This is a genomic window from Sphingopyxis sp. GW821-FHT10B01, assembly GCF_059415685.1.
In genome coordinates this window covers 423798-444497 of record NZ_JBWKNS010000005.1, presented here as the reverse complement: position 1 = coordinate 444497, position 20700 = coordinate 423798, and the positions used below count along the sequence as shown (strand labels likewise).

Below are 20700 nucleotides of genomic sequence, written 5' to 3'. Positions count from 1 at the left end.
TTGCGCCCTGGACCCCGGCCTTCGCCGGGGAACAGCAACTCTTGGTCCCATTCAGACCTTCGTCATCCCGGACTTGATCCGGGATCCATAGCTGCGCCGTCGTCGTGGATCCCGGATCAAGTCCGGGATGACGATGAATGGAGGGCAACTATTGGTCGTTTCCGGCCGTTCCCGGAACAGCTGCGACCGCCCCTACGGCTCGAACGCCGCCAGAATCGGGCACGCCCCCTTGTCGCTGGCCGCGCATTGGTCGGCGAGGCGCGCGAGCGCGGCGCGCGTTGCGGTCATCTGCGCGATCTTTTCGTCGAGCACGTCGATCCGTTGGCGCGCTAGCGTGCGCACGCGGACGCGGTCGTCGCTCGCCTCGAGCGCGAGCAGTTCGGAAATTTCGTCGAGCGTGAAGCCAGATGCCTGCGCCGAGCGGATGAATTTGAGGCGCCGCAGATCGTCGCCGTCATAGCGGCGTACATCGCCACCCCATCCGTCGCCGCCGCTGCGCGCAGGCGTCCCCATCAGGCCGCGGCGCTGATAATAGCGAATGGTTTCGACGCCGACGTCGCCGGCATGCGCCAATTTGCCGATGGTGAATTGCATCGCTTGACTCCGTACTATGGTACGGAGGCTATATGGGGTGCATGACAAGCCAAGCAACCCTCCATCGCATGGTCATGCCCGGCCATACCTGCCCCTATGGCCTCAAATCGAAACATCTGCTCGAAAGCCGCGGCTTCGCGGTCGACGACCGCTGGCTGACGACGCGCGAGGAAACCGATGCGTTCAAAGCCGAGCATGGCGTCACGACGACGCCGCAGACCTTCATCGATGGCGTCCGCATCGGCGGTCATGACGACCTGCGCCGCCATTTCGGGTTGAAGGTCGCCGATCCCGACGCGACGAGCTACACGCCGGTGATTGCGCTATTCGCGATGACCGCGCTGATGGCGCTCGCGGCCAGCTTTGCGGTCGAAGGAAACGCCTTCACCCTTCGTGCCGCCGAATGGTTCATCTCGTTCAGCATGATCGTGCTTGCGCTACTCAAGCTGCAAGACGTCGACAAGTTCGCGACGATGTTCCTAAACTATGACCTGCTCGCCAAACGCTGGGTGCCCTACGCCACAATCTATCCCTTTGCCGAGGGGCTGGCCGGGGTGCTGATGACCGCCCATGCCCTGCCGTGGCTATCCATTCCCATTGCGCTGTTCATCGGCGGCATTGGCGCGGTGTCGGTGTTCAAGGCGGTCTATATCGACAAGCGCGACATCAAATGCGCGTGCGTCGGCGGCAGCAGCAAGGTCCCGCTCGGCTTCGTTTCGCTCACCGAAAATGTGATGATGATCGCGATGGCGCTGTGGATGTCGTGGATGCTGTGGCAGCCGATGTGACAATGCCGACCGAAACGCTTCGGCAACGCATCAAAAGCGGCGCGCCCTGACGAACCCCGCTGAATTACCAGCCCCCCGCGCGGGCAATCCCCTCCCCGCCCGCGCCGCGCGTCGGCGCCGCAGACAAGATCTTCGGCGCCGACGCGATGGTGGACCTACGCACGGCATCCTGCGCGCCATCGCCGCGACGCCGTCCCCGATGCGTCTGCCGCATTGATGTAACCTGCCGCTCGTCTATCGAGGGTCCATCGATTCGCGCCCGCACGGAGCCAGCCATGTACAATCGCCGCCATTTCATCGCCGGGGCGACCCTCGCCGGCCTCGCCGCGCCGGCGATCGTCCGGTCGCAGGGCATCTTGCGCGATTTCCCGTTCAAGCTTGGCGTCGCAGCCGGCGACCCGGCAAGCGACGGCTTCGTCATCTGGACGCGGCTTGCCCCCGAGCCGATGGAGCGCCACGGCGGTATGCCGCTGACCAATGTCCCGGTCGAATGGGAAGTCGCGAGCGACAGCGGCTTTCGCGATGTCGTGGCCAAGGGCACCGAGCTTGCGCGTCCTGAACTCGCACACAGCGTCCATGTCGAGGTCGCGGGGCTGCAGGCAGACCGGCCCTATTATTACCGCTTTACCGCGGGCGGCGAGCGCAGCCTGCGCGGACGCGCGCGCACCCTGCCCGCGCCGGGCGCGAAACCCGACGGTCTGAAATTCGGGGTCGCCGGATGCCAGCATTTCGAGGCGGGCTTTTTCGGCGCCTATCGCCATCTCGCGCGCGAGGACCTCGCCTTCGTCTATCATTATGGCGACTTCATCTATGAATATAGCGAGGAATATCTGTTCAACACCGGGCTGCCGACGCGCCCGGTGCGCAAGCATGCTTTCCGCGCGCTCATCGATCTCGACGATTTCCGTACCGCCTATTCGCAGCAGCTCGGCGATATCGATCTGCAGGCGGCGCGCTCGGTCCACGCCTTTCTGTCGAGCTTCGACGATCATGAAATCCGCAACGACTGGGTGTCGGATATCGACAATTGGAAGATGGGGCTCGACGTCAACGATCCCGACGCGGCGCCACCCGAAGTCTTCATGCTGAAGAAACAGGCCGCGATGCAGGCGTGGTACGAGCATATGCCGGTGCGCAAGGCGTTGCTGCCGCGCGGCGGCATGGTCGCGATGAACCGCGAGTTTCGGTACGGCGACCTGATGGCGATGCAATTGCTCGACACGCGGCAATATCGCGACGACCAGCCGTGCGACGACGGGTTCAAGCCCGCCTGCCCCGGTGTGTTCGACAAAAATGCCCAGGTGCTGGGCAAGGCGCAGGAAGACTGGCTGGGCCGCAACCTGTCGAAGGGCGGCGCGACTTGGAACGCCTTTGCGCAGCAGATCACGATGATGTCGCTCGACCGGCGGCGCAAGCTCGACGAGCCGAACAAGATCCTGAACCTCGACAGCTGGGCGGGCTATGAAGCCCCGCGCGAACGCATATTGTCGCGTATGGCCGGGCTGAAGAACAATGTCGTGCTGACCGGCGACGAGCATCAGAATTTCTGTGGCGACCTGGTGTTGAAGGACAAGGTCGTCGGCGCCGAATTCGTCGCGACCTCGATTTCGAGCGGCGGCGACGGGAGCGACAAGCGCAACGGCACCGACGAGTTTTTGAAGCTGAATCCCGAACTTAAATTCGCCAACGACCAGCGCGGCTATATCGTGTGCGACGTCAATCGCGAAGCATGGCAGACGCATTTCATGGTCGTCGACAAGGTGACGACGCCGGTGAACACGCTGTCGAAACGCGCGACGGGGGTTGTCGAGCGCGACGTCGCGGGGATCAGGATGGCGTGATCCTGTCGCGGGGCGGTCACATAAACGCCATAGCGGAGCGCGCATGAACCGCCTCTTCTCGCTGCTGCTTGCCCTCATTCTTCCCCTTGCCGCGCAAGCGCAGGACAGAAGCGACCGCAAGCCCGTGACGATCCTGATCTCGATCGACGGCTTTCGCGCCGATTATCTCGACCGCGGCATCACGCCCAATCTGTCGCGCCTCGCCGCCGGGGGCGCGCGCGGCAAGCTGCGGCCGTCCTTTCCGACCAAGACCTTTCCCAATCATTATGCGATCGTCACGGGCAAGCGGCCCGACACCAACGGCATCGTGGGCAACAATATGATCGATCCGCGGCGCCCCGATGTGCGGTTCAGCCTCGGCGATCCCAAGCAGTCGCTCGACCCGTTCTGGTGGGACGAGGCCGAGCCCGTGTGGGTCACCGCCGGCAAGGCGGGCGTTCGCAGCGCGACGATGTTCTGGCCGGGCAGCGAGGTCGCGATTCACGAGAGCCGACCACCCGACTGGCTGCGCTATGATGCGAATGTCGGCTATGCGCAGCGCGCCAACACCATCCTCGACTGGATGCGCCGGCCCGCCGAGATCCGTCCCGCCTTCGTCACCCTTTATTTCGAGGCCGTCGACGATGCCGGGCATAAATTCGGCCCCGACAGCGCCGAAGTGAATGCCGCCATCACCGATGTCGATGCGCGGGTCGGTGAACTGGTCGCGGGTCTTGCGGCGATGGGACAGCCCGCGCAGATGATCGTCGTCGCCGACCATGGTATGCGCGCGATCGACGAAAGCCGCGTCGTCCAGCTCGCCGACCTGATCGACCTCCCGAGCATCATTGCGGTCGAGACCGGTCCCTATGCTGCAATCGAACCCGCGGCCGGGACCGACAACCGTGTGTACGAGGCGTTGCTGAAACCGCACGACCATATGGCGTGCAACCGCCGCGAAGACCTGCCGAAACGGCTCCACTACGGCCAGAACCCGCGCGTCGCCGCAATCATCTGTATCGCCGATCCCGGCTGGTCGATCATCGCGGGCACACCCAATTGGCCCATCAAGGGCGGCGCCCACGGCTATGACAATCAGGACCCCGAGATGCTCGCGCTGTTCGTTGCGAGCGGTACGGGTCTGAAAGGCGATATTGGCATCGTCGACAATATCGAAGTCTATCCGCTGCTGATGCGGCTGATCGGCGTTGCGCCGCTGCCGAGCGACGCGACCGGGGTGCTGGCGAAGCGCCTGCCTTGATCAGTCGCGCAGCACCGCCATCGCGTGGATCGATGCCGTCGGCGCGTTGACGATCTGCAGCAGATAGCGCCCCTGCGTCGCGTCGAACTCGACCATCTTGCGAATGCCCGAACAGGCGGGGCCGTGGCCATGCGTGACCGATTTCACGACCTTACCGTCGCGGACGAGGTCGATCCATGCGCCCGCGTCGAGCGCGACGACCAGCCGCCCCGGCTTTTTTACGTCGATCGGGATCATGCCGCCGAACTTGTAGACGTCGGGCTTGCGGTCGGGCGCGATCCCGTAGCGCAGACTTTCGAACTTGTGCAGCGGCAACAAGGTGCGCGCGGCGCCGAGCGGTGACCAGTCGGCGCCGAGGTCGTCGCCATAGGCGTAGATCGTCTTGCTTGTCGCACCCCGCGCCCAGTCCGCAAGTTCGGACGGCAGGACGGGGGCCGCGGGACAGGATGCCGTATCCTTCCCCGGGGGAGCCGCGGCAGCGGCCGCAGGGACGGCCGCGGCCAGCAACATGGCGATGATCCGAAATTCCATCCTATTTCCTCCCGAACAATTTCTCGACATCGTCCATCGCGAGCTTCACCCAGGTCGGACGACCGTGGTTGCACTGGCCCGAATGCGGCGTCACTTCCATCGTGCGGAGCAACGCATTCATCTCGGCAACACTCAGTGTGCGCCCGGCGCGGACCGAGCCGTGACAGGCCATCGTCGCCGCGACCAGTTCGAGACGTTCGCTGAGCCCCAGCGCGGCGTCATAACCCGCCAGATCGTCGGCGATGTCGGTGACGAGTTTCCGGCAATCGATCGCACCGAGCATCGCCGGCGTCGAACGAACCATGACTGCGGCGGGGCCGAAGCGTTCGAGCTCGACGCCGAGTGCCGCAAGCTGCGGTGCTGCAGCTTCCAGCCGGTCGCACGCTGGTTCGTCGAGTTCGACCACCTCGGGCAACAGCAGCCCTTGCGAGGGCACCGTCTGCCCGCTCATGCCGCGGCGCAATTGTTCGAGCACCAGGCGTTCGTGCGCCGCATGCTGGTCGACGATGACCAGGCCGTCCTCGGCTTCAGCGACGATATATGTTTTTGCAATCTGACCCCGCGCGATGCCGAGCGGGTGCGCCTCGACCTCGGGCGGCGGCGCAAACGCAACCTCGGCGCGGCCGGCGATCGGCGCGGCCGACGCGAAGGGCGTGATACGGTCATAGACTCGCGCGACATCCTCGCCCGCCGGCGTGATGTCGGCGCCGAACAGGTGCACTGCAGGTTCGGTGCGGTGGCCGAACAGGAAACCCGTCGCCGGTTGCGGGACAACCGGTTCCTGCTGCCACGCAGCAAGCGCGGCTTCTGCGGGACGCTGGACGCTGCGGAAGCCATGCTCGTCGAGCGCGCGGCGCAGCCCGCCGACAATCATCCCGCGAATAAGCTGCGGGTCGCGAAAGCGCACCTCGGTCTTGGCCGGATGGACGTTCACATCGACTTCGCTCGTCGGCACGTCGAGGAACAGCGCCACAACCGGATGCCGGTCGCGCGCGAGCAGATCGGCATAGGCACCACGCAAGGCGCCGACGAGCAACCGGTCCTTCACCGGGCGGCCGTTGACGAACAGATATTGATGATCGGCGATGCCGCGATTGTAGGTCGGCAGGCTAATCACGCCGCCCAGATGCACGTCAGCGCGGTCGATATCGACCCCGATGCTGTTCGCGGCCAGATCGCGCTGGGTCAGCGCCGCCACGCGCGTGAGTTGGTCCTGATCGCCCTGCACGTCGAGCACGCGGCGTCCGTCATGCTCGACGGTGAAACCGATATCGGGCCGCGCCATCGCGAGCCGTTTCACAACATCGATGCAGGCCGCATATTCGCTGCGCCCGCTGCGCAGAAACTTGCGCCGCGCGGGAACGCGCGCGAACAGATCCTCGACGACAACGCGCGTGCCCTTCGCGAGCGCCGCAGGCCCTTCGGCGGCCACCGTGCCATTGTCGACGACGCGCTTCCAGCCGTCGCCGCCCGCGACCCGGCTTTCGAGCGTCAGCCGCGCAACGCTGGCGATCGAGGGCAGCGCCTCGCCGCGGAAACCGAGCGTCGTCACATCCTCGATCGCGTCGTCGGGCAGTTTCGACGTGGCATGGCGTTCGAGGGCAAGCGCCATGTCGGACGCGGTCATTCCGCAGCCGTCATCCTCGACCTCGAGCCGCGAAATCCCGCCCTCGGCGATTCGCACCGAAATGCGAGTCGCACCGGCGTCTATGGCGTTTTCAACCAGTTCCTTGAGCGCTGCGGCGGGTCTTTCGACCACTTCACCGGCTGCGATCCGATTTACGAGCTTTTCCGGCAGGCGACGTATTGACATGGGGCCTCTCCTAGCGCAGTCGAACGCAAATCGCGACCCACCCGCACAGCCTGATCGTTTTGTCCAGCCAGCCCTTTACGGACGAGCCGGAATTTCCCCCTGATTGGTCCTGTTGCCGGCCGGGCACGCGGGTATAATCACGACAGGGGCGCGCCCATCAGGGGCGCGGCTTCGATGACAGGAAGCAGTATCGATGTCCTTCTTTTCCCGTTGGTTCAAATTCAATTCCCAAGACATGGCTATCGACCTCGGCACCGCCAACACGGTCGTCTATGTGCGTGGCAAGGGCATCGTGCTCAACGAACCTTCGGTGGTCGCAGTCGAGACACTGAACGGCATCAAGCGGGTGAAGGCCGTCGGCGACGACGCAAAGCTGATGATGGGCAAGACCCCCGACAGCATTGAGGCGATCCGCCCGCTGCGTGACGGTGTGATCGCCGACATCGACGTCGCCGAACAGATGATCAAGCATTTCATCACCAAGGTGCATGGCGGCAAGCCCAACGCGTTCCGCAGCCCCGAAATCGTGATCTGCGTGCCCTCGGGATCGACCAGCGTCGAACGCCGCGCGATCCGCGATGCCGCATCGAACGCCGGCGCGAGCGAAGTGTGGCTGATCGAGGAGCCGATGGCGGCGGCAATCGGCGCCGACATGCCCGTCACCGAACCGATCGGCTCGATGGTCGTCGACATCGGCGGCGGCACGACCGAAGTCGCGGTGCTTTCGCTCCGCGGCCTTGCCTACACCACTTCGGTCCGTGCCGGCGGCGACAAGATGGACGAAGCGATCGTCTCCTATGTCCGCCGACACCATAATCTTCTGATCGGCGAAGCGACCGCCGAGCGGATCAAGAAAGATTTCGGAATTGCGCGCATTCCCGCCGACGGCGTCGGGCTGACGATCCACATCAAGGGCCGCGATCTTGTGAACGGCGTGCCCAAGGAAATCTCGATCAATCAGGCACAGATCGCCGAAGCGCTGTCCGAACCGATCGGCACGATCGTCGAGGGTGTGCGAATCGCGCTGGAAAACACCGCCCCCGAACTCGCAGCCGATATCGTCGATCAGGGCATCGTCCTGACCGGCGGTGGCGCGCTGATCGCCGAGCTCGACGAACTGCTCAAGGACGCGACGGGCCTGCCGGTCACGGTGGCCGAAGATCCGCTGACCTGCGTCGCGATCGGCACCGGCCGCGCGATGGAAGACCCCGCCTTCCGCGGCGTGCTGCAGCAAGCCTGATCGCGGGCTTCTGAACCATGGTCCGCCCGGCACATCGACGTCCGGGGCAATCCCGAAAGGCCCAGTACAGCCTGTTCGTTGCCTATGTCATTGCGGTGACCGGGGCAGTGGCGGGTCTGTTGCTGGCAATCCTGTCGGTCGTTGACCCCATCGGCTTTGCCCAATTGCGTGTGGCAAGCCACGAAATCACTGCGCCCGTCGCACGCGTGTCCCGGTCGGTCATCGGGTCGATCTCGGGAATCGACGACACGGTGGGGGCCTATGTCAGCGCCGGGACGCAGAACCGGCGGCTGCGCAAAGAACTCGCCGACACGCGCCGCCAGCTCGTCGCGACAAGTTCGTTGCAGGAAGAAAACCGTCAGTTGAAGGCGCTGCTTAAGCTGCAGGAAACCGACAAGACGGCGCTCGCCAACGGCTATCTCCTGACTTCGACGTCGACGAGCAGCAAGCGCATTGCGCTTCTCAGCATCGGCCGCAAACTCGGCGTGACCGCGGGCCAGCCGGTGCGGGGCGCCGACGGATTGATCGGTCGCGTACTCAGCGCGGGCCCTTCGGTATCGCAGGTGCTGTTGCTCACCGATGTCGACAATATCGTTCCCGTCCGGCGCGCGCGCGACGGGCTGCCCGCGCTCGCCAATGGCCGCGGCAACGGCGACCTCGACATCCGCACGCTGAACATCGCCAACAACCCGTTCAAGCCGGGCGATATCCTTGTGACCTCGGGCACCGGAGGCCTTTATCCGCCCAATATTCCGGTGGCGATCGTGGTGCGGCGGCAGGATGATGGCGCGCTCGCGCGCCCGCTCGCCGACCCGGCAAAGGTTGACGCAGTATCGGTGCTGCGCCCCTATACCCCCGACAATATCGAGGCCCAAGGCCTGCCGGGCCCCGCACCCGCGCCGGGCGGAGCCCCATGAACAAGGCCGCAGGTGCGCGCCTCGGCGAGCCGGCGTCGCTTTGGCGGATGCGGATCGTGCCGATCGCAACGGTAATGCTGGCGTCCGCGCTGCCGCTGATGCTGCCGCTGGTCGCCAATTCGCCCGTGCTGCCGCCGCTCGGCCTGCTCTTTTTCCTGTGCTGGCAATTGCTCCGCACCGAAATGTGGCCGGTATGGATCGGGCTGCCGCTGGGATTGTGGGACGATCTGTTCAGCGGACAGCCGATCGGCACCGCCGTCGGGCTGTGGACGCTCGCCAGCATCGCGATCCATTATTCATCGCAGCGCATCTATTGGCGCGGCTTCTTTCACGACTGGGCGATCGCTGCGCTGCTGATCGCGATCATCCAGTCGCTCGCGGCGCTGATCGTCCACCCCCACGCCGCAACCGGACGGGTGCTCGGGCTGGTGGTTCCGCAGATCGTCATTTCGGCGCTGCTGGTTCCACTGTTCATGCGCCTGACTGGTACGTTTGACAATTTCCGACTGAGACGCCGATAATCCCCCATGTCGCGCAAAAAGCTCCCCCCGATTACCGAGGCCTTCAGAGGAATTGTCTTCACCCGCCGCGCCCTTGTCGTCGCCGGGGCGCAAGCGGCTGTCGGCGCCGCGCTGGCGGCGCGCATGGCCTATATCTCGGTTGTCGACAACGACCGCTATGTTCTTGAATCGGAAAGCAACCGCGTCAATCTGACGCTGGTTCCGCCGCGCCGCGGCTGGATCGTCGACCGCCATGGCAAGGCGCTTGCCAACAATCGCGTGTCGCTCCGCATCGACCTGATTCCCGACCGCCTGCACAACAAGGAACTGGTACTCGGGCAGCTCCAGACCTTGCTGCGGCTCGACGGCGACGCGATGGAGCGGATCAATCGCGACCTGAATGCGGCATCGGGATTCCAGCCCGTCGCGGTCAAGGAAGACATGACAGAGGCCGAGTATAGCTCGATCCTCGTCCGCCTGCCCGAACTGCCCGGGATCGCGCCGCAACGCGGCTTCGCGCGCAATTATCCGACCGGGGCCGCGGTTGGCCACCTCATCGGCTATGTCGGCGCGCCGACTGCCGAGGAATATCAGAAGGTCAAAGACCCGCTCTACATCACGCCGGGCTTCCGGACCGGCAAGGACGGGCTGGAGAAATATTTCCAGCCGATGCTGCGCGGCGAGCCCGGCGCAAAGCGGGTCGAGGTCACCGCGCGCGGCAAGGTCGTGCGCGAACTGGGCGTGAAGCCCGATGTCCAGGGAAAGACCGTCCACCTGACGATCGACGCCGACCTGCAGGATTATGTCGCGCGGCGCATGGGACGCGAGTCGGGGGCAGCGATCGTCATCGACTGCCAGAATGGCGACATTCTCTCTTTCGTATCGATGCCGAGCTTCGATCCCAACAGCTTTTCCGACGGCATCAGCAGCAATGAATATGCCTGGCTGCGCGCCGACGATCACCAGCCGCTGATCAACAAGGCGACCCGCGGCCTCTATCCGCCGGGTTCGACGCTGAAACCGATGGCCGCGATTGCTGCCGTCGACCATGGCGTCGACCCCAGTGAACGCCACACCTGCATCGGCGGTTATCGCCTCGGCAGCCGTTTCTTCCGCTGCCTTGGCACCCATGGCAGCGTCGATATGACGACCGCGATCATGAAAAGCTGTAACAGCTATTTTTACTGGCTCGCTCACCGTCTGGGTTATGACGCGATGGCACCGACCGCCCGGCTGCTGGGCCTCGGCGAGGAATTCCAGCTTGCCGGCAGCAACCAGCGTTACGGCACCATCCCCGACAGCGCGTGGAAGATGAAGAAATACGACCAGCAATGGTCGGCCTCGGACTCGCTCAATGCCGTCATCGGCCAGGGCTATGTCAGCGTGAACCCGCTCCAGCTTGCAGTGATGGCCGCACGCATCGCATCGGGGCGCCGGCTTTATCCGCGCCTGATCAACCGTGAATTCAAGAACGAGCCCCTGCCCTTCTCGCCCGAAGCACTCGCGGCAGCGCGCCAGGGGATGAACCTCGTCGTCAATGGACCGGGGGGTACCGCCGGACGCAGTCGCCTGCCGCTCGACGGCATCACGATGGCGGGCAAGACCGGTACGGCACAGGTGCGCGGGCTCGGCACGGGGAACGGTAAAAGCGGGACGTGGAAATTTCGCGACCATGGCCTGTTCATCGGCTTCGCACCGGTCGACAATCCGCGTTACGCAACAGCCGTGGTGATCGAGCATGGCATGGGCGGGTCGCGCGCCGCGGCCCCTGTGGCCAAGGATTTCATGACCTTCCTCTTCGACCGCGAAAAGGCGATGGAAGCGCTCGAGACCTTTGAGGCCGGCTGGGGGGGCACGATCAAGGAACGGATGGACCGCGACTATGCCGCGTGGAAATCGGGCGCGTCGAGCGATCCCGAACCGGGGGTCCCGCAATGATCCCCGTCCCGCCAGCCATCCAGCGCATTCCGTGGAAACTGATTGCCATCCTCGCCGGGATCACCGGGTTCGGCTTGCTTGTCCTCTATTCGGCAGCCGGCGGCAACTGGTCGCCCTGGGCGTGGCAGCAGGGCGTACGTTTTCTGGTTTTCCTCGCCGCAGCGCTGGTGATCGGACGTTTCCCGATCCGCATCTTCGAGGATTTTTCCTATATCGCCTATATCGGCGTGCTGGTCCTGCTGATCGCGGTCGAGCTTTTGGGTTTCGTCGGCGGAGGCAGCCAGCGATGGCTGAATCTCGGTTTCATGAACCTCCAGCCATCCGAGCTGATGAAGGTTGCGATCGTTGTCGCGCTGGCGCGCTTCTATGCGCAGCTTCCGCCCGGCAATACCCGCACCTTCACCGCGCTCTGGCCGGCGCTGGTGATGATCGGCCTGCCCGCCGCGCTCGTCATGCTGCAACCCGATCTCGGCACCGCGCTCGCGATCTGCATCGGCGGCGTGGTCGTGATGTTCGCCGCCGGCCTGCCCTTCTGGTGGTTCGGAAGCGCCGCGGCCGCCGGTGCGGCAGCGCTGCCGGTGCTATTCTCTTTCCTCCACGATTATCAGCAAAAGCGCGTGCTGATCTTCCTCGACCCCGAAAGCGATCCGCTCGGTGCCGGCTATCATATCAGCCAGTCGAAGATCGCGATCGGATCGGGCGGCATCGGCGGCAAGGGTTTCCTCAACGGGTCGCAGAGCCACCTCGATTATCTGCCCGAAGGCCATACCGACTTCATCTTCGCCACCATGGCCGAGGAATGGGGGCTGATCGGCGGGCTCGCGCTGCTCTTCGGCTTTTTCCTGCTGCTGCGCTGGTCGACGCGCGTGGCGCTCAAGGCGCGAACCCGTTTTGGCCAGCTCACCGCAGCGGGCCTGACGATGACGATCTTCTTCTACATCGCGATCAACCTGATGATGGTGATGGGTCTTGCGCCGGTCGTCGGCATTCCGCTTCCGCTCTTCTCCTACGGCGGTTCTTCGATGCTCACGATCATGACCTGCGTCGGCATCATCCTCGCCATCGAAAATGACAGCAAAACGGGCACCCGGCGGTTTCATTGAGAAAAAACTTCGGCAAAAAGACATCGGGGCATTGCCATCCCCACAGAGCCATGATAGCGGGCCGCTCTCTTCGCAGCAAAGAGGCTTTTCTCCTCGCTGCAAAGATGCCGAAAACCGGCAGTGGACGCATAGCTCAGTTGGTAGAGCAGCTGACTCTTAATCAGCGGGTCCTAGGTTCGAGCCCTAGTGCGTCCACCAAAAATTTCTCAATGAAATCAGACAGTTAGGATAAGCCTGGAGAGGCAATGCTTCTCGCCGGCTTGCCAGAAGCGCATCTTGGCAGGGCCATGGCAACAGCATGGCAACATCCGCTCCGAGTTTCCATGAAATGACGTGCAACGGCTTGAGACGAATTTTCCGAAGGTTTCTCGGCGGACCCGCTGATTCTAAAGTGCGGCATTGAAGCTCAAGCCCAATTCGGTCCGTCAGCAGCGCCAGAGTCCGTGAGTGGCCGGTTGCGGACAGACCGCTCTTTTGCACGAATTCCAAACAGCGGACATTCTTCGTCTGCTCAAATCAAATGACAGCAAGCCAACCGATTGCCGACGCAAATGCAGATATTTGCACTATTCTGGTCGAATTACGCGTAGACCGTCAAGATGAAGCCGTCGGCCAGAGCGCCAGAGAATAGCCATATGGCATTCATAAAGGCGTTGCGACTGCGCGACGCACTTGGCCGAAGCTTTTTCCAAAATAGAGCGCCAACCAGCGCGGGGGGAATTGCACCGGCGAGCAAAAATGTGACGATCTGCGGCAGCGCCAAATTCCATAAAATTCCAAATACTATGAGGTATAGAAGCGCGGACGGCGGAACGAACAGCATCCATAGGGTCAGGACTCATTGATCAGAGCCAGAAGATGACGGTCGCGGCGAGAGCGACGGCGGAGAAGAATGCCTTCGGGCACCGATCATAGCGGGTTGCGACCCGTCTCCAGTCCTTGAGGCGACCGAACATGATCTCGATGCGGTTGCGGCGTTTGTAGCGACGCTTGTCATATTTGACGGTCTTGTTCCGTATTTTCCGGCCCGGGATGCAGGGAGTGATACCCTTTTCCTGCAAGGCGTCGCGGAACCAGTCGGCATCATAGCCCCGGTCGGCGAGCATCCATTGCGCTTTGGGCAAACTGTCGAGCAAAGCGGCCGCGCCCGTGTAATCGCTGACCTGCCCGGCGGTCATGAAGAAGCTGATCGGGCGGCCATTTGCATCGGTTACGGCATGAAGCTTGGTGTTCATACCGCCCTTCGTGCGGCCGATCAGGCGTCCCGGCCCCCCTTTTTTACCCCAAGGCTCGACGCCGTGCGGTGGGCCTTCAAATAGGTCGCGTCGATCATGATCGTCTTGCGCTCTGGCGCCTGCGGTGTCGCCAAGCCCTCCATCATGCGGATGAAGATGCCTTTGTCGCTCCACCGCTTCCAGCGATTATAGAGTGTCTTCGCCGGGCAATACTCCCTCGGCGCATCGCGCCACAGCCCATTGCGGTTGACGAAGATAATGCCGCTCAAACCCGCCGGTCATCGACACGCTTGCGGCCATGGCTCTTCGGAAAATAGGGCTGAAGACGCGCCATCTGCTCGTCCGTCAGCCAGAATAAATCGCTCAAATTCAGGCTCCTTCGTGGTCGCCTGAATCACAGCCATCTCCTCAAATTAATGGGTCCTGACCCTAGAAGCAATGCTGCCGACGAGCGGCCGGGTACCGCGGTCGAACAGGAGCACGGTCCCCGCCTTGAAAAGAGCATATGATTGCACACGGCTTTTGCCGATAAAATGACCTTCTTTTTTTGATGGCCTAGACAAATCAATCATGCGGTTGATGATTGGCCCGCAGCCATGCTGTGGGCTTGTCTTCCGTTGAATAAATCCGTTCGGCGGCGAGGCAGGGAAATCATGCAAATCGACGAAACGCACGACCCAAGCCGCACGAGTTGGGTTTCCGACGCCAACGACCATGCCGACTTTCCGGTCCAGAATCTTCCATTCGGCATATTTTCGCGTCGTGGCGAGATTCCGCGACCGGGCGTAGCGATCGGCGATCATATCCTCGATTTGCGGGCTATCGCGGCACTGTTTCCGGCCGAAGTGGGCTTGCTGCTCGATGAGCCCAAGCTCAATCGGCTGTTCGGTGCGCCCGCTTCAACGCGGCAAGACTTGCGACGGCGGCTATCGGAAATATTGTCAGACGAAAGCTTCCGACCGGCGACCGGACCTGCACTGCATGACGCCGCTGGCTGCGAGCTGCATCTGCCTGCAACGATCGGCGACTATAGCGACTTCTATGTCGGCATCCACCACGCAACCAATGTCGGCCAGCTCTTCCGGCCCGACAATCCACTGCTGCCCAACTATAAACATGTCCCGATCGGCTATCATGGCCGCGCCTCCTCGGTGCGCCCGTCGGGAATACCGGTGGTGCGGCCCTTGGGTCAGTCGAAGAGCACAGAAGACCCCGCGCCACATTTCGGGCCGTCCGGGCGGCTCGACTATGAGCTAGAGATCGGCGTCTGGATCGGCGTAGGGAACAGGCTCGGCCGGCCGATCCCGATCAGCGACGCGGCCGAGCATATCGCCGGCTTTTGCCTGCTCAACGATTGGTCGGCACGAGATTTCCAAGCGTGGGAATATGTGCCGCTCGGGCCGTTCCTCGCCAAGAATTTCCACACGAGCATCTCGCCGTGGGTGATCACTCCCGAGGCGCTTGCTCCGTTTCGCGTCGCGCAGCCGGCGCGTCCTCCCGGCGATCCCGCCCCGCTCGCCTATCTGCAAGATGAGGACGATCAGGCGCAGGGCGCGCTCGCTATTTCACTCTCGGTTCACCTTTCGACGCCGCGCATGCGCGACGAAGGACTTGCGCCCTTCGCGCTTAGCGAAGGGCCGGCGACGAACATGTATTGGACGGCCGCGCAGATCGTCGCCCATCACGCCTCGAACGGCTGCAACCTCAATCCCGGCGACCTTCTCGGGACGGGAACAATCTCGGCGCCCGATCGCCCGGGCTACGGGAGTTTGTTGGAAATCACGCGCAGCGGTGCCGATCCGATCCAGCTGCCGTCAGGCGAGGAGCGCTACTTCCTCGAAGATGGCGACGAGATCATCCTGTCCGCGCGCGCTGCGGCTCCGGGCCGCATCCCGATCGGCTTCGGCGAATGCCGCGGGCGCATTTTGCCCGCCTTGCACCCGGCGTGACCGCTTCTGCGGGCCCTGACACGGTACCGCACGGCATCGTGCTTGTGCCCGCTTGCGCTGCTCCCGATCGGCGGCGCGCAGGGGTTTGCACTCGAGCTCAAGGCTGGCCGCTTCGAGGGCTTCGTCGTGCACACCGCCGCGGGCGTGCATGGCTACGTCGATCGCTGCCCGCATATGGGCTTGCCGCTCGCCCGCCTGCCGGGTCAATATCTGGCGCCCAGCGGCGCCTACATCGCCTGCCGCTGGCACGGCGCGCTCTTCGACCCCGAGACCGGCGCCTGCCTCGGCGGCCCCTGCCCGGGGGCCGCGCTTCATCCCTGGCCGGTGCATGTGGCGGACGCACACATCGTCTCCGGTCCCGCGCCGCATCACATCCACCGCAAGGAACTAGACCAATGAACCAGATCAGTCTCGAACAGGCGCGCGTTATCGTCGCGGCGGCTTTCGCCGAGGGCGAGCGGCTGGGGCTCAAGCCCCTGAGCGTCGCCGTCCTCGATCCCGGCGGGCATCTGCTTGCATTCGAGCGCCAGGACGGGAGTTCGACGCTCTGCCCCCGCATCGCGGCGGGCAAGGCATCGGGTGCGCTCGCGCTTGGTGTGTCGAGCCGCCAGATCGCGACGATGGCCGACGAGCGCCCCACCTTCATCGCCGCGCTGTGCGCGATACCCGGCCAGGATATGGTGCCTGCCGCCGGCGGGCTGATCGTCGTCGATGCGGACAACCACGCTCTCGGTGCCGTCGGCGTCACCGGCGACACGTCCGACAATGACGAGCTGTGCGCGATCGCCGGGATCCGAGCCGCACGCCTCGACCATCGCGCCTGATATACGAAGATCGCCGTGGGGGCGCCCCCCCCCCCCCCCCCCACGGCGAGAGTCCATTATGCCGCTTCGATCGGGGCCACCGCGGCTTCGACGATGCGACGCCGCCGAATCGCGGCATTGAAGACCGCAAGCGCGGCGATGACCGCCGGGATCGCAGCGAACAGGAAGAGCTGCGACTGCGGGATCTGCGCCGCGAGCAGCACCCCGCCGATCAGCGGTCCAATGATCGACCCGAGGCGTCCGATACTCATTCCAAGCCCCGATCCCGCACCGCGCACCGGCGGCGGGAAGAGATCGACCATCATCGCCGGAAAATTGATCTGGCCGCCCATCACGAGGAAGCCCGCCGCGAACAGGAGCGCAAAGGTCATAGCTTGCGACCCGACCGGAGCGCCGATCATTGCGACCAGAGCGGAACCGAGCAGGATCATCGTCGCGATCGGGAAATAGGGCCCGAAGCGATTGATGAGGGGGATGCTGAACAGCGCGCCCGCGATGCCGCCGAGGTTGATCGCGACACTGGCGAAGGCCGCCGTTTGCGGGGATGCGCCACGCGACACGAGCAAGGTCGGCGTCCAGCTGACCAGCGCATAGGTCAGCATGAGCAGGCAAAAGAGCGCGAACCAGAGGCTGAGCGCGGGCCAGAGGCGCCCTTCTGAAAGCGGCGCCTTCACCACGTTCACCAGGCCCTTCGCAGGTGCATGCCCCGCCGCGGATGGACGCATCGATTCGGGGATAGCGAGCGCGGCGCAGGTGGCGGCAAAACAGGCACCGCTCGCGAAGAGGAAGACGGTCGACCAGCCGAGGTGCAGGATCGCCGCGGTCAGCGCGCCGCCGACGACGGCACCGAGCGGAAAGCCGATATACATCAGCGTCACTGTGCCGCTGCGCCGCTCCGGCCCCGCATGCTCCGCGGTCAGCGAGATGACGGCAGGCAAGGCGCCGCCCAAGCCGATGCCTGCGAAGAAGCGCAACAGCGCGAGCTGCTCGAACGAGCCCGCGAAGGCGCAGCTGAAGGTCATGAGCGATGCAAGCGCGAGCGCGCCGACCAGCATCGGCTTGCGTCCGACCCGGTCCGAAAGCGGCCCCATCGACACCGCGCCGACGATCGCGCCGCAATAGCCAGCGGCAAATAATTGTCCGATGTTGGTATGCGCGAGCCCCCATTCGTCGGCGAGCAACGGCGCGATGAAGGCGATCATCAGCGTGTCGTAGCCATCGACCATGACGATGAGGAAAGACAGGGCAACGACCCGGGCGAGCGTTCGGCTCTCGGCAGCGTCAGTCATCATCGTTCCTCCCCCATCAGTCGGCAAAACCGAGAAGCTTTTTCGGATTGTCGGTCAATATCTGTTTCCGCGTCGCCGGATCGGGTGCCCAGATGGCGAGCAGGTTCAGGAGCTCGCCGGTGTCGCGGCCGCCTTCGGGAATATGCGGCCAGTCCGATCCCCAGATCGCGCGTTCGGGGGCGGCTGCCACGATCGCCTTGGCGATCTCGTTGACGGCGTCCATACCGCGCTTTTTGGCGAGCCGGTACGGCGCCGACAGCTTGAGCCAGCAGCGCCCCTCTTTCATCAGTGCGAGCAGCCGGTCGAAATCGGCCTCGGTCAGCCCGTCTTCTTCGAGCATGTAACCCATATGATCGATCACGAAATCGATCTCGAGCGTCGCAAGATAGTCGATCAGGTCGCGAACGATATATCCCGGCGCGTAGAATTGCAGATGCCAGCCGAGCGGCGCAACCTTCGCGGCCATCGCATCGATATAGGCCTGGATTTCGGCGAGCGGCAGCGCGGCCCGCTTGAACAGGTCGAGCCGTACCCCGCGCACGCCGACCGCCTGATAGTCGCGGAGAACCTCATTGCTCGTGTCGAGCTCGATCATCACAACACCGCGTGCCGCTTTACCCGCCGCCTTCAGATTGTCGATCAGGCACCGGTTGTCGGTGCCGTAGAAGCTCGGCTGGACAATCACGAAACGCCGCAGCCCGAGAACGCGCATCACATCCTGGAACTGATCGAGCGTTGCGTCGGGCAGCGTGTAATGTGGGTGTTCAACGCACGGATAAAGATCGAGCGGGCCGAAGATGTGCATATGGGAGTCGATGGCATCCTCGGGCATCGCAAAGCCCGGGCGTTCGAGCGTTTCGGCCGGCCGCATCGGCTGCGAGACAAGCGGTTCTTCCATATCAGTCCTGTTCCTTCGATATTTGTCGTTGACCGGCCTCAGCCGAATTTCTCGCGCCAGGCGTCGGCACGCGCAGCAAGGCCGTCGGCCATCACGTCGGTGTCGATGCCGGCGAAGATGAAGGGCGCGAATCCAAGCGCTTGAAGGGCGCCGAAATGATCGGCGTCGGCGACGCCGCCGATGATTGCGACCTTGCCGTGGCGCATCGCGGCGTCGGCAACGGCGGCGCACGCATCCATGACCGCTGGATCCTTGACCTGCCCCGGACAGCCCATGTCCGCCGTGAGATCGTTCGTCCCGACGGCAAGAATATCGACGCCTGGCGTCGCGGCGATCGCGTCGGCATTTTCGATCCCGAGCGACGATTCGATCAGCGCCTGAACCACGACCTCGGCATTGGCCTCCGCAACGAAGGCTTCGACCGGCATGCGGGCAAAGCCCGATTGCGGAAGGCGGGCGATCATCGACCGCTGGCCTTGCGGCGGAAAGCGGCATGCCGCGGCGAGCAGCTCGGCTTCCTCGCGGGTTTCGATCTTGGGGCCGATGATGCCGGTGGCCCCGCCGTCGAGCAGGCGGCCGATCACGCCATAGTCGCGCTCGGGCACGCGAACCCACGAGCCCAGTCCGAGATCGTGGGCCGAAGCCGCAATCGCCGCGGCTACGTCGATCGACATGCTGCTGTGCTCGAGGTCGATCCAGACGAGGTCGTAGCCCGCGCCCGATGCCATGCGGACGATGTCGGCAGTCCGGCTGAAGCGGATGCCAAGGGAGAGGAAAGGTTCGCCGGCGCGCAGCCGCTCGATCAAACGGCCCGGCCGCTCGACGGAGTTTGGCTGTCGATAGCGCATGTCTCTTTCCTCCCCCCGCGGCGGCGGCTGTTCCGGGACTTGAGCCGGGCACCGAGCGGAAACTTGCTTGTCGGAGCAGCATCTTGCGTCGGCTGCATGAGAGCCCGTTTGCCGCGCGCCATCGATTTATGCTAATTTATTGAAGAGCAGGGATTGATGGGAGAATTATATCAATGGATATTCGCCAGCTGCGCTATTTCTCGGTGCTTTGCGAAGAACTGCATTTCCGACGTGCCGCCGAACGGCTCAATATCACGCAGGCTCCCCTCTCGCTTGCGATCCAGTCACTCGAACGCGAACTCGGCGCCCAGCTCTTCCATCGCACCCAGCGCCGCGTGTCGCTGACGGCGGTCGGCGATGCCTTCCGGATCCACGCCAACGCGATCCTCGGACAGATCGAGCGCGCCGTCGACGATGTGCAGGAGATGGTCAGCGGCGAGGCGGGGCAGCTTCGGATCGGTTTCACGGCCGCGTCGGCCTTGCTCTTTTTCTTTCCGCAGATCGTCCGCAAGTTCCGTACGCGCTTCCCGCGCGTGAAGCTGACGCTCCACGAACTTACCTCGCAGGAGCAGGTCGCGGCCCTCGCCGACCGCACGATCGACATCGGCTTGCTGCGGACCCACAGCTTTCCGAACCGCTCGGACATCAGCTTCACCCATCTGGTGGAGGACCCGCTGGTCGTCGCGATGCACGCCGACCATGGCCTCAACCACATCGAGCCGCTCACCATCGAGGCACTCGGCGACACGCCGCTGATCTTCTATCCCAAAAAATCGGGGGTCGGCATCTACGACCAGGTCGTGCAGCTTTTCGCGCAGCGAGGGCTCACGCCCAATATCGTCCAGGAAGCCCAGGAATCCTCGACGATCATCAGCCTCGCCGCATCGGGCCTCGGCGTCGCGATCGTTCCCGCCGAACTGCAATGCATCAAGGTGCCCAATATCAGCTTTAAACCGCTCGCCGACGACGGGGCCGTGACCCATCTCCTCCTCGGCTGCCGCGCTGGCGAGGAAAGCGCGCTCGTCGCCAATTTCCGCCGCCTCGCGCAGGCGGCTGTCGCCGCAGCCGCGCGATAGCGGTTTGATCGGCTCCAATCGATTTGATTTATAAATCAATCGGGTCCTCAAATTGAATTGGCGTAGATCAACGGCT

At 63.9% G+C, this 20700-nt stretch carries 19 protein-coding genes, 1 tRNA gene and 1 pseudogene; 13 read left to right on the top strand and 8 right to left on the bottom strand.

Features of this window, described 5'->3' with window-relative positions; translation table 11 throughout:
- Positions 1 to 192: 192 nt before the first annotated feature.
- Positions 193 to 594 (bottom strand): MerR family DNA-binding protein, encoded by a 402-nt coding sequence (locus tag AC07NV_RS17450; RefSeq protein WP_495167649.1) that lies wholly within the window; start codon positions 592 to 594, stop codon positions 193 to 195.
- A 41-nt stretch (positions 595 to 635) separates the two neighbouring features.
- Here AC07NV_RS17450 and AC07NV_RS17445 point away from each other — a divergent pair, with 41 nt between their 5' ends.
- From AC07NV_RS17445 to AC07NV_RS17435, 3 genes are all read left to right on the top strand, one after another.
- On the top strand, positions 636 to 1382 hold the full coding sequence (locus AC07NV_RS17445; protein WP_495167648.1) for a MauE/DoxX family redox-associated membrane protein: 747 nt from the start codon (positions 636 to 638) through the stop codon (positions 1380 to 1382).
- A 275-nt stretch (positions 1383 to 1657) separates the two neighbouring features.
- The gene (locus AC07NV_RS17440; RefSeq protein WP_495167647.1) at positions 1658 to 3223 is read left to right on the top strand and encodes an alkaline phosphatase D family protein; all 1566 of its coding nucleotides are present in this window, start codon (positions 1658 to 1660) and stop codon (positions 3221 to 3223) included.
- Positions 3224 to 3266: 43 nt separating this feature from the next.
- Positions 3267 to 4463, top strand: coding sequence for an alkaline phosphatase family protein (locus AC07NV_RS17435; RefSeq protein ID WP_495167646.1), 1197 nt, complete (start codon positions 3267 to 3269; stop codon positions 4461 to 4463).
- Here the strand turns inward: AC07NV_RS17435 and AC07NV_RS17430 are convergent, their stop codons facing one another.
- Together AC07NV_RS17430 and mutL are read right to left on the bottom strand one after the other, a co-directional pair.
- A complete protein-coding gene (locus tag AC07NV_RS17430) occupies positions 4464 to 4994 on the bottom strand; it encodes a homogentisate 1,2-dioxygenase (RefSeq protein ID WP_495167645.1) in 531 nt (176 codons plus the stop codon). It abuts the gene before it with no gap.
- 1 nt (position 4995) lies between these two features.
- Complete coding sequence (gene mutL, locus AC07NV_RS17425) at positions 4996 to 6807, bottom strand: DNA mismatch repair endonuclease MutL (protein WP_495167644.1); 1812 nt, start codon at positions 6805 to 6807, stop codon at positions 4996 to 4998.
- Between the two features lie 193 nt (positions 6808 to 7000).
- Here mutL and AC07NV_RS17420 point away from each other — a divergent pair, with 193 nt between their 5' ends.
- From AC07NV_RS17420 to AC07NV_RS17395, 6 genes are all read left to right on the top strand, one after another.
- Positions 7001 to 8047, top strand: coding sequence for a rod shape-determining protein (locus AC07NV_RS17420; RefSeq protein WP_495167643.1), 1047 nt, complete (start codon positions 7001 to 7003; stop codon positions 8045 to 8047).
- Positions 8048 to 8064: 17 nt separating this feature from the next.
- Positions 8065 to 8964 (top strand): rod shape-determining protein MreC, encoded by a 900-nt coding sequence (gene mreC / locus AC07NV_RS17415; protein ID WP_495167642.1) that lies wholly within the window; start codon positions 8065 to 8067, stop codon positions 8962 to 8964.
- Positions 8961 to 9485 (top strand): rod shape-determining protein MreD, encoded by a 525-nt coding sequence (locus tag AC07NV_RS17410; protein WP_495167641.1) that lies wholly within the window; start codon positions 8961 to 8963, stop codon positions 9483 to 9485. The genes mreC and AC07NV_RS17410 overlap by 4 nt, the downstream gene beginning before the upstream one ends.
- A 6-nt stretch (positions 9486 to 9491) precedes the next feature.
- Positions 9492 to 11402, top strand: a complete 1911-nt coding sequence (gene mrdA, locus AC07NV_RS17405; protein ID WP_495167640.1) for a penicillin-binding protein 2 — start codon at positions 9492 to 9494, stop codon at positions 11400 to 11402.
- Positions 11399 to 12505 (top strand): rod shape-determining protein RodA, encoded by a 1107-nt coding sequence (gene rodA / locus AC07NV_RS17400; RefSeq protein WP_495167639.1) that lies wholly within the window; start codon positions 11399 to 11401, stop codon positions 12503 to 12505. Before mrdA ends, rodA begins: the two co-directional genes overlap by 4 nt.
- 122 nt (positions 12506 to 12627) lie before the next feature.
- Positions 12628 to 12703, top strand: a tRNA-Lys gene (locus AC07NV_RS17395).
- A 382-nt stretch (positions 12704 to 13085) separates the two neighbouring features.
- Here the strand turns inward: AC07NV_RS17395 and AC07NV_RS17390 are convergent.
- Both AC07NV_RS17390 and AC07NV_RS17385 read right to left on the bottom strand, forming a co-directional pair.
- On the bottom strand, positions 13086 to 13328 hold the full coding sequence (locus AC07NV_RS17390) for a hypothetical protein (RefSeq protein ID WP_495167638.1): 243 nt from the start codon (positions 13326 to 13328) through the stop codon (positions 13086 to 13088).
- A 22-nt stretch (positions 13329 to 13350) separates the two neighbouring features.
- Positions 13351 to 14107, bottom strand: a pseudogene (locus AC07NV_RS17385) (IS5 family transposase).
- Positions 14108 to 14393: 286 nt separating this feature from the next.
- Here AC07NV_RS17385 and fahA point away from each other — a divergent pair.
- The 3 genes from fahA to AC07NV_RS17370 are packed head-to-tail and all read left to right on the top strand — an operon-like array spanning position 14394 to position 16513.
- Positions 14394 to 15689: a fumarylacetoacetase gene (fahA, locus tag AC07NV_RS17380; RefSeq protein ID WP_495167637.1), complete on the top strand. Its 1296-nt coding sequence runs from the start codon at positions 14394 to 14396 to the stop codon at positions 15687 to 15689.
- A 42-nt stretch (positions 15690 to 15731) separates the two neighbouring features.
- The gene (locus AC07NV_RS17375; protein ID WP_495167636.1) at positions 15732 to 16088 is read left to right on the top strand and encodes a Rieske (2Fe-2S) protein; all 357 of its coding nucleotides are present in this window, start codon (positions 15732 to 15734) and stop codon (positions 16086 to 16088) included.
- A complete protein-coding gene (locus AC07NV_RS17370) occupies positions 16085 to 16513 on the top strand; it encodes a GlcG/HbpS family heme-binding protein (RefSeq protein WP_495167635.1) in 429 nt (142 codons plus the stop codon). The genes AC07NV_RS17375 and AC07NV_RS17370 overlap by 4 nt, the downstream gene beginning before the upstream one ends.
- A 56-nt stretch (positions 16514 to 16569) precedes the next feature.
- On the opposite strand, the gene AC07NV_RS17365 is transcribed toward AC07NV_RS17370, so the two are convergent.
- From AC07NV_RS17365 to AC07NV_RS17355, 3 genes are read right to left on the bottom strand one after another with little or no spacing between them, the layout of a single operon-like run.
- Positions 16570 to 17805 (bottom strand): MFS transporter, encoded by a 1236-nt coding sequence (locus AC07NV_RS17365; protein ID WP_495167634.1) that lies wholly within the window; start codon positions 17803 to 17805, stop codon positions 16570 to 16572.
- A gap of 13 nt (positions 17806 to 17818) precedes the next feature.
- Complete coding sequence (locus AC07NV_RS17360; RefSeq protein WP_495167633.1) at positions 17819 to 18700, bottom strand: amidohydrolase family protein; 882 nt, start codon at positions 18698 to 18700, stop codon at positions 17819 to 17821.
- 38 nt (positions 18701 to 18738) lie between these two features.
- Positions 18739 to 19548, bottom strand: coding sequence for an HpcH/HpaI aldolase family protein (locus tag AC07NV_RS17355; protein ID WP_495167632.1), 810 nt, complete (start codon positions 19546 to 19548; stop codon positions 18739 to 18741).
- Between the two features lie 173 nt (positions 19549 to 19721).
- Here AC07NV_RS17355 and AC07NV_RS17350 point away from each other — a divergent pair, with 173 nt between their 5' ends.
- Positions 19722 to 20624 carry a LysR family transcriptional regulator gene (locus AC07NV_RS17350; protein WP_495167631.1) on the top strand — a complete coding sequence of 301 codons (903 nt, stop codon included), beginning with the start codon at positions 19722 to 19724 and terminating at the stop codon, positions 20622 to 20624.
- Positions 20625 to 20700 lie beyond the last annotated feature (76 nt).

Coding starts and splice junctions, on each gene's coding strand:
- AC07NV_RS17390 (WP_495167638.1), bottom strand. CDS start 13,328: ATGCTGTTCGTTCCGCCGTCCGCGCTTCTATACCTCATAGTATTTGGA.
- AC07NV_RS17350 (WP_495167631.1), top strand. CDS start 19,722: ATGGATATTCGCCAGCTGCGCTATTTCTCGGTGCTTTGCGAAGAACTG.
- AC07NV_RS17450 (WP_495167649.1), bottom strand. CDS start 594: ATGCAATTCACCATCGGCAAATTGGCGCATGCCGGCGACGTCGGCGTC.
- mreC (WP_495167642.1), top strand. CDS start 8,065: ATGGTCCGCCCGGCACATCGACGTCCGGGGCAATCCCGAAAGGCCCAG.
- AC07NV_RS17435 (WP_495167646.1), top strand. CDS start 3,267: ATGAACCGCCTCTTCTCGCTGCTGCTTGCCCTCATTCTTCCCCTTGCC.
- AC07NV_RS17355 (WP_495167632.1), bottom strand. CDS start 19,548: ATGCGCTATCGACAGCCAAACTCCGTCGAGCGGCCGGGCCGTTTGATC.
- AC07NV_RS17410 (WP_495167641.1), top strand. CDS start 8,961: ATGAACAAGGCCGCAGGTGCGCGCCTCGGCGAGCCGGCGTCGCTTTGG.
- AC07NV_RS17440 (WP_495167647.1), top strand. CDS start 1,658: ATGTACAATCGCCGCCATTTCATCGCCGGGGCGACCCTCGCCGGCCTC.
- mutL (WP_495167644.1), bottom strand. CDS start 6,807: ATGTCAATACGTCGCCTGCCGGAAAAGCTCGTAAATCGGATCGCAGCC.
- AC07NV_RS17445 (WP_495167648.1), top strand. CDS start 636: ATGACAAGCCAAGCAACCCTCCATCGCATGGTCATGCCCGGCCATACC.
- AC07NV_RS17430 (WP_495167645.1), bottom strand. CDS start 4,994: ATGGAATTTCGGATCATCGCCATGTTGCTGGCCGCGGCCGTCCCTGCG.
- rodA (WP_495167639.1), top strand. CDS start 11,399: ATGATCCCCGTCCCGCCAGCCATCCAGCGCATTCCGTGGAAACTGATT.
- AC07NV_RS17420 (WP_495167643.1), top strand. CDS start 7,001: ATGTCCTTCTTTTCCCGTTGGTTCAAATTCAATTCCCAAGACATGGCT.
- fahA (WP_495167637.1), top strand. CDS start 14,394: ATGCAAATCGACGAAACGCACGACCCAAGCCGCACGAGTTGGGTTTCC.
- AC07NV_RS17370 (WP_495167635.1), top strand. CDS start 16,085: ATGAACCAGATCAGTCTCGAACAGGCGCGCGTTATCGTCGCGGCGGCT.
- AC07NV_RS17365 (WP_495167634.1), bottom strand. CDS start 17,805: ATGATGACTGACGCTGCCGAGAGCCGAACGCTCGCCCGGGTCGTTGCC.
- mrdA (WP_495167640.1), top strand. CDS start 9,492: ATGTCGCGCAAAAAGCTCCCCCCGATTACCGAGGCCTTCAGAGGAATT.
- AC07NV_RS17360 (WP_495167633.1), bottom strand. CDS start 18,700: ATGGAAGAACCGCTTGTCTCGCAGCCGATGCGGCCGGCCGAAACGCTC.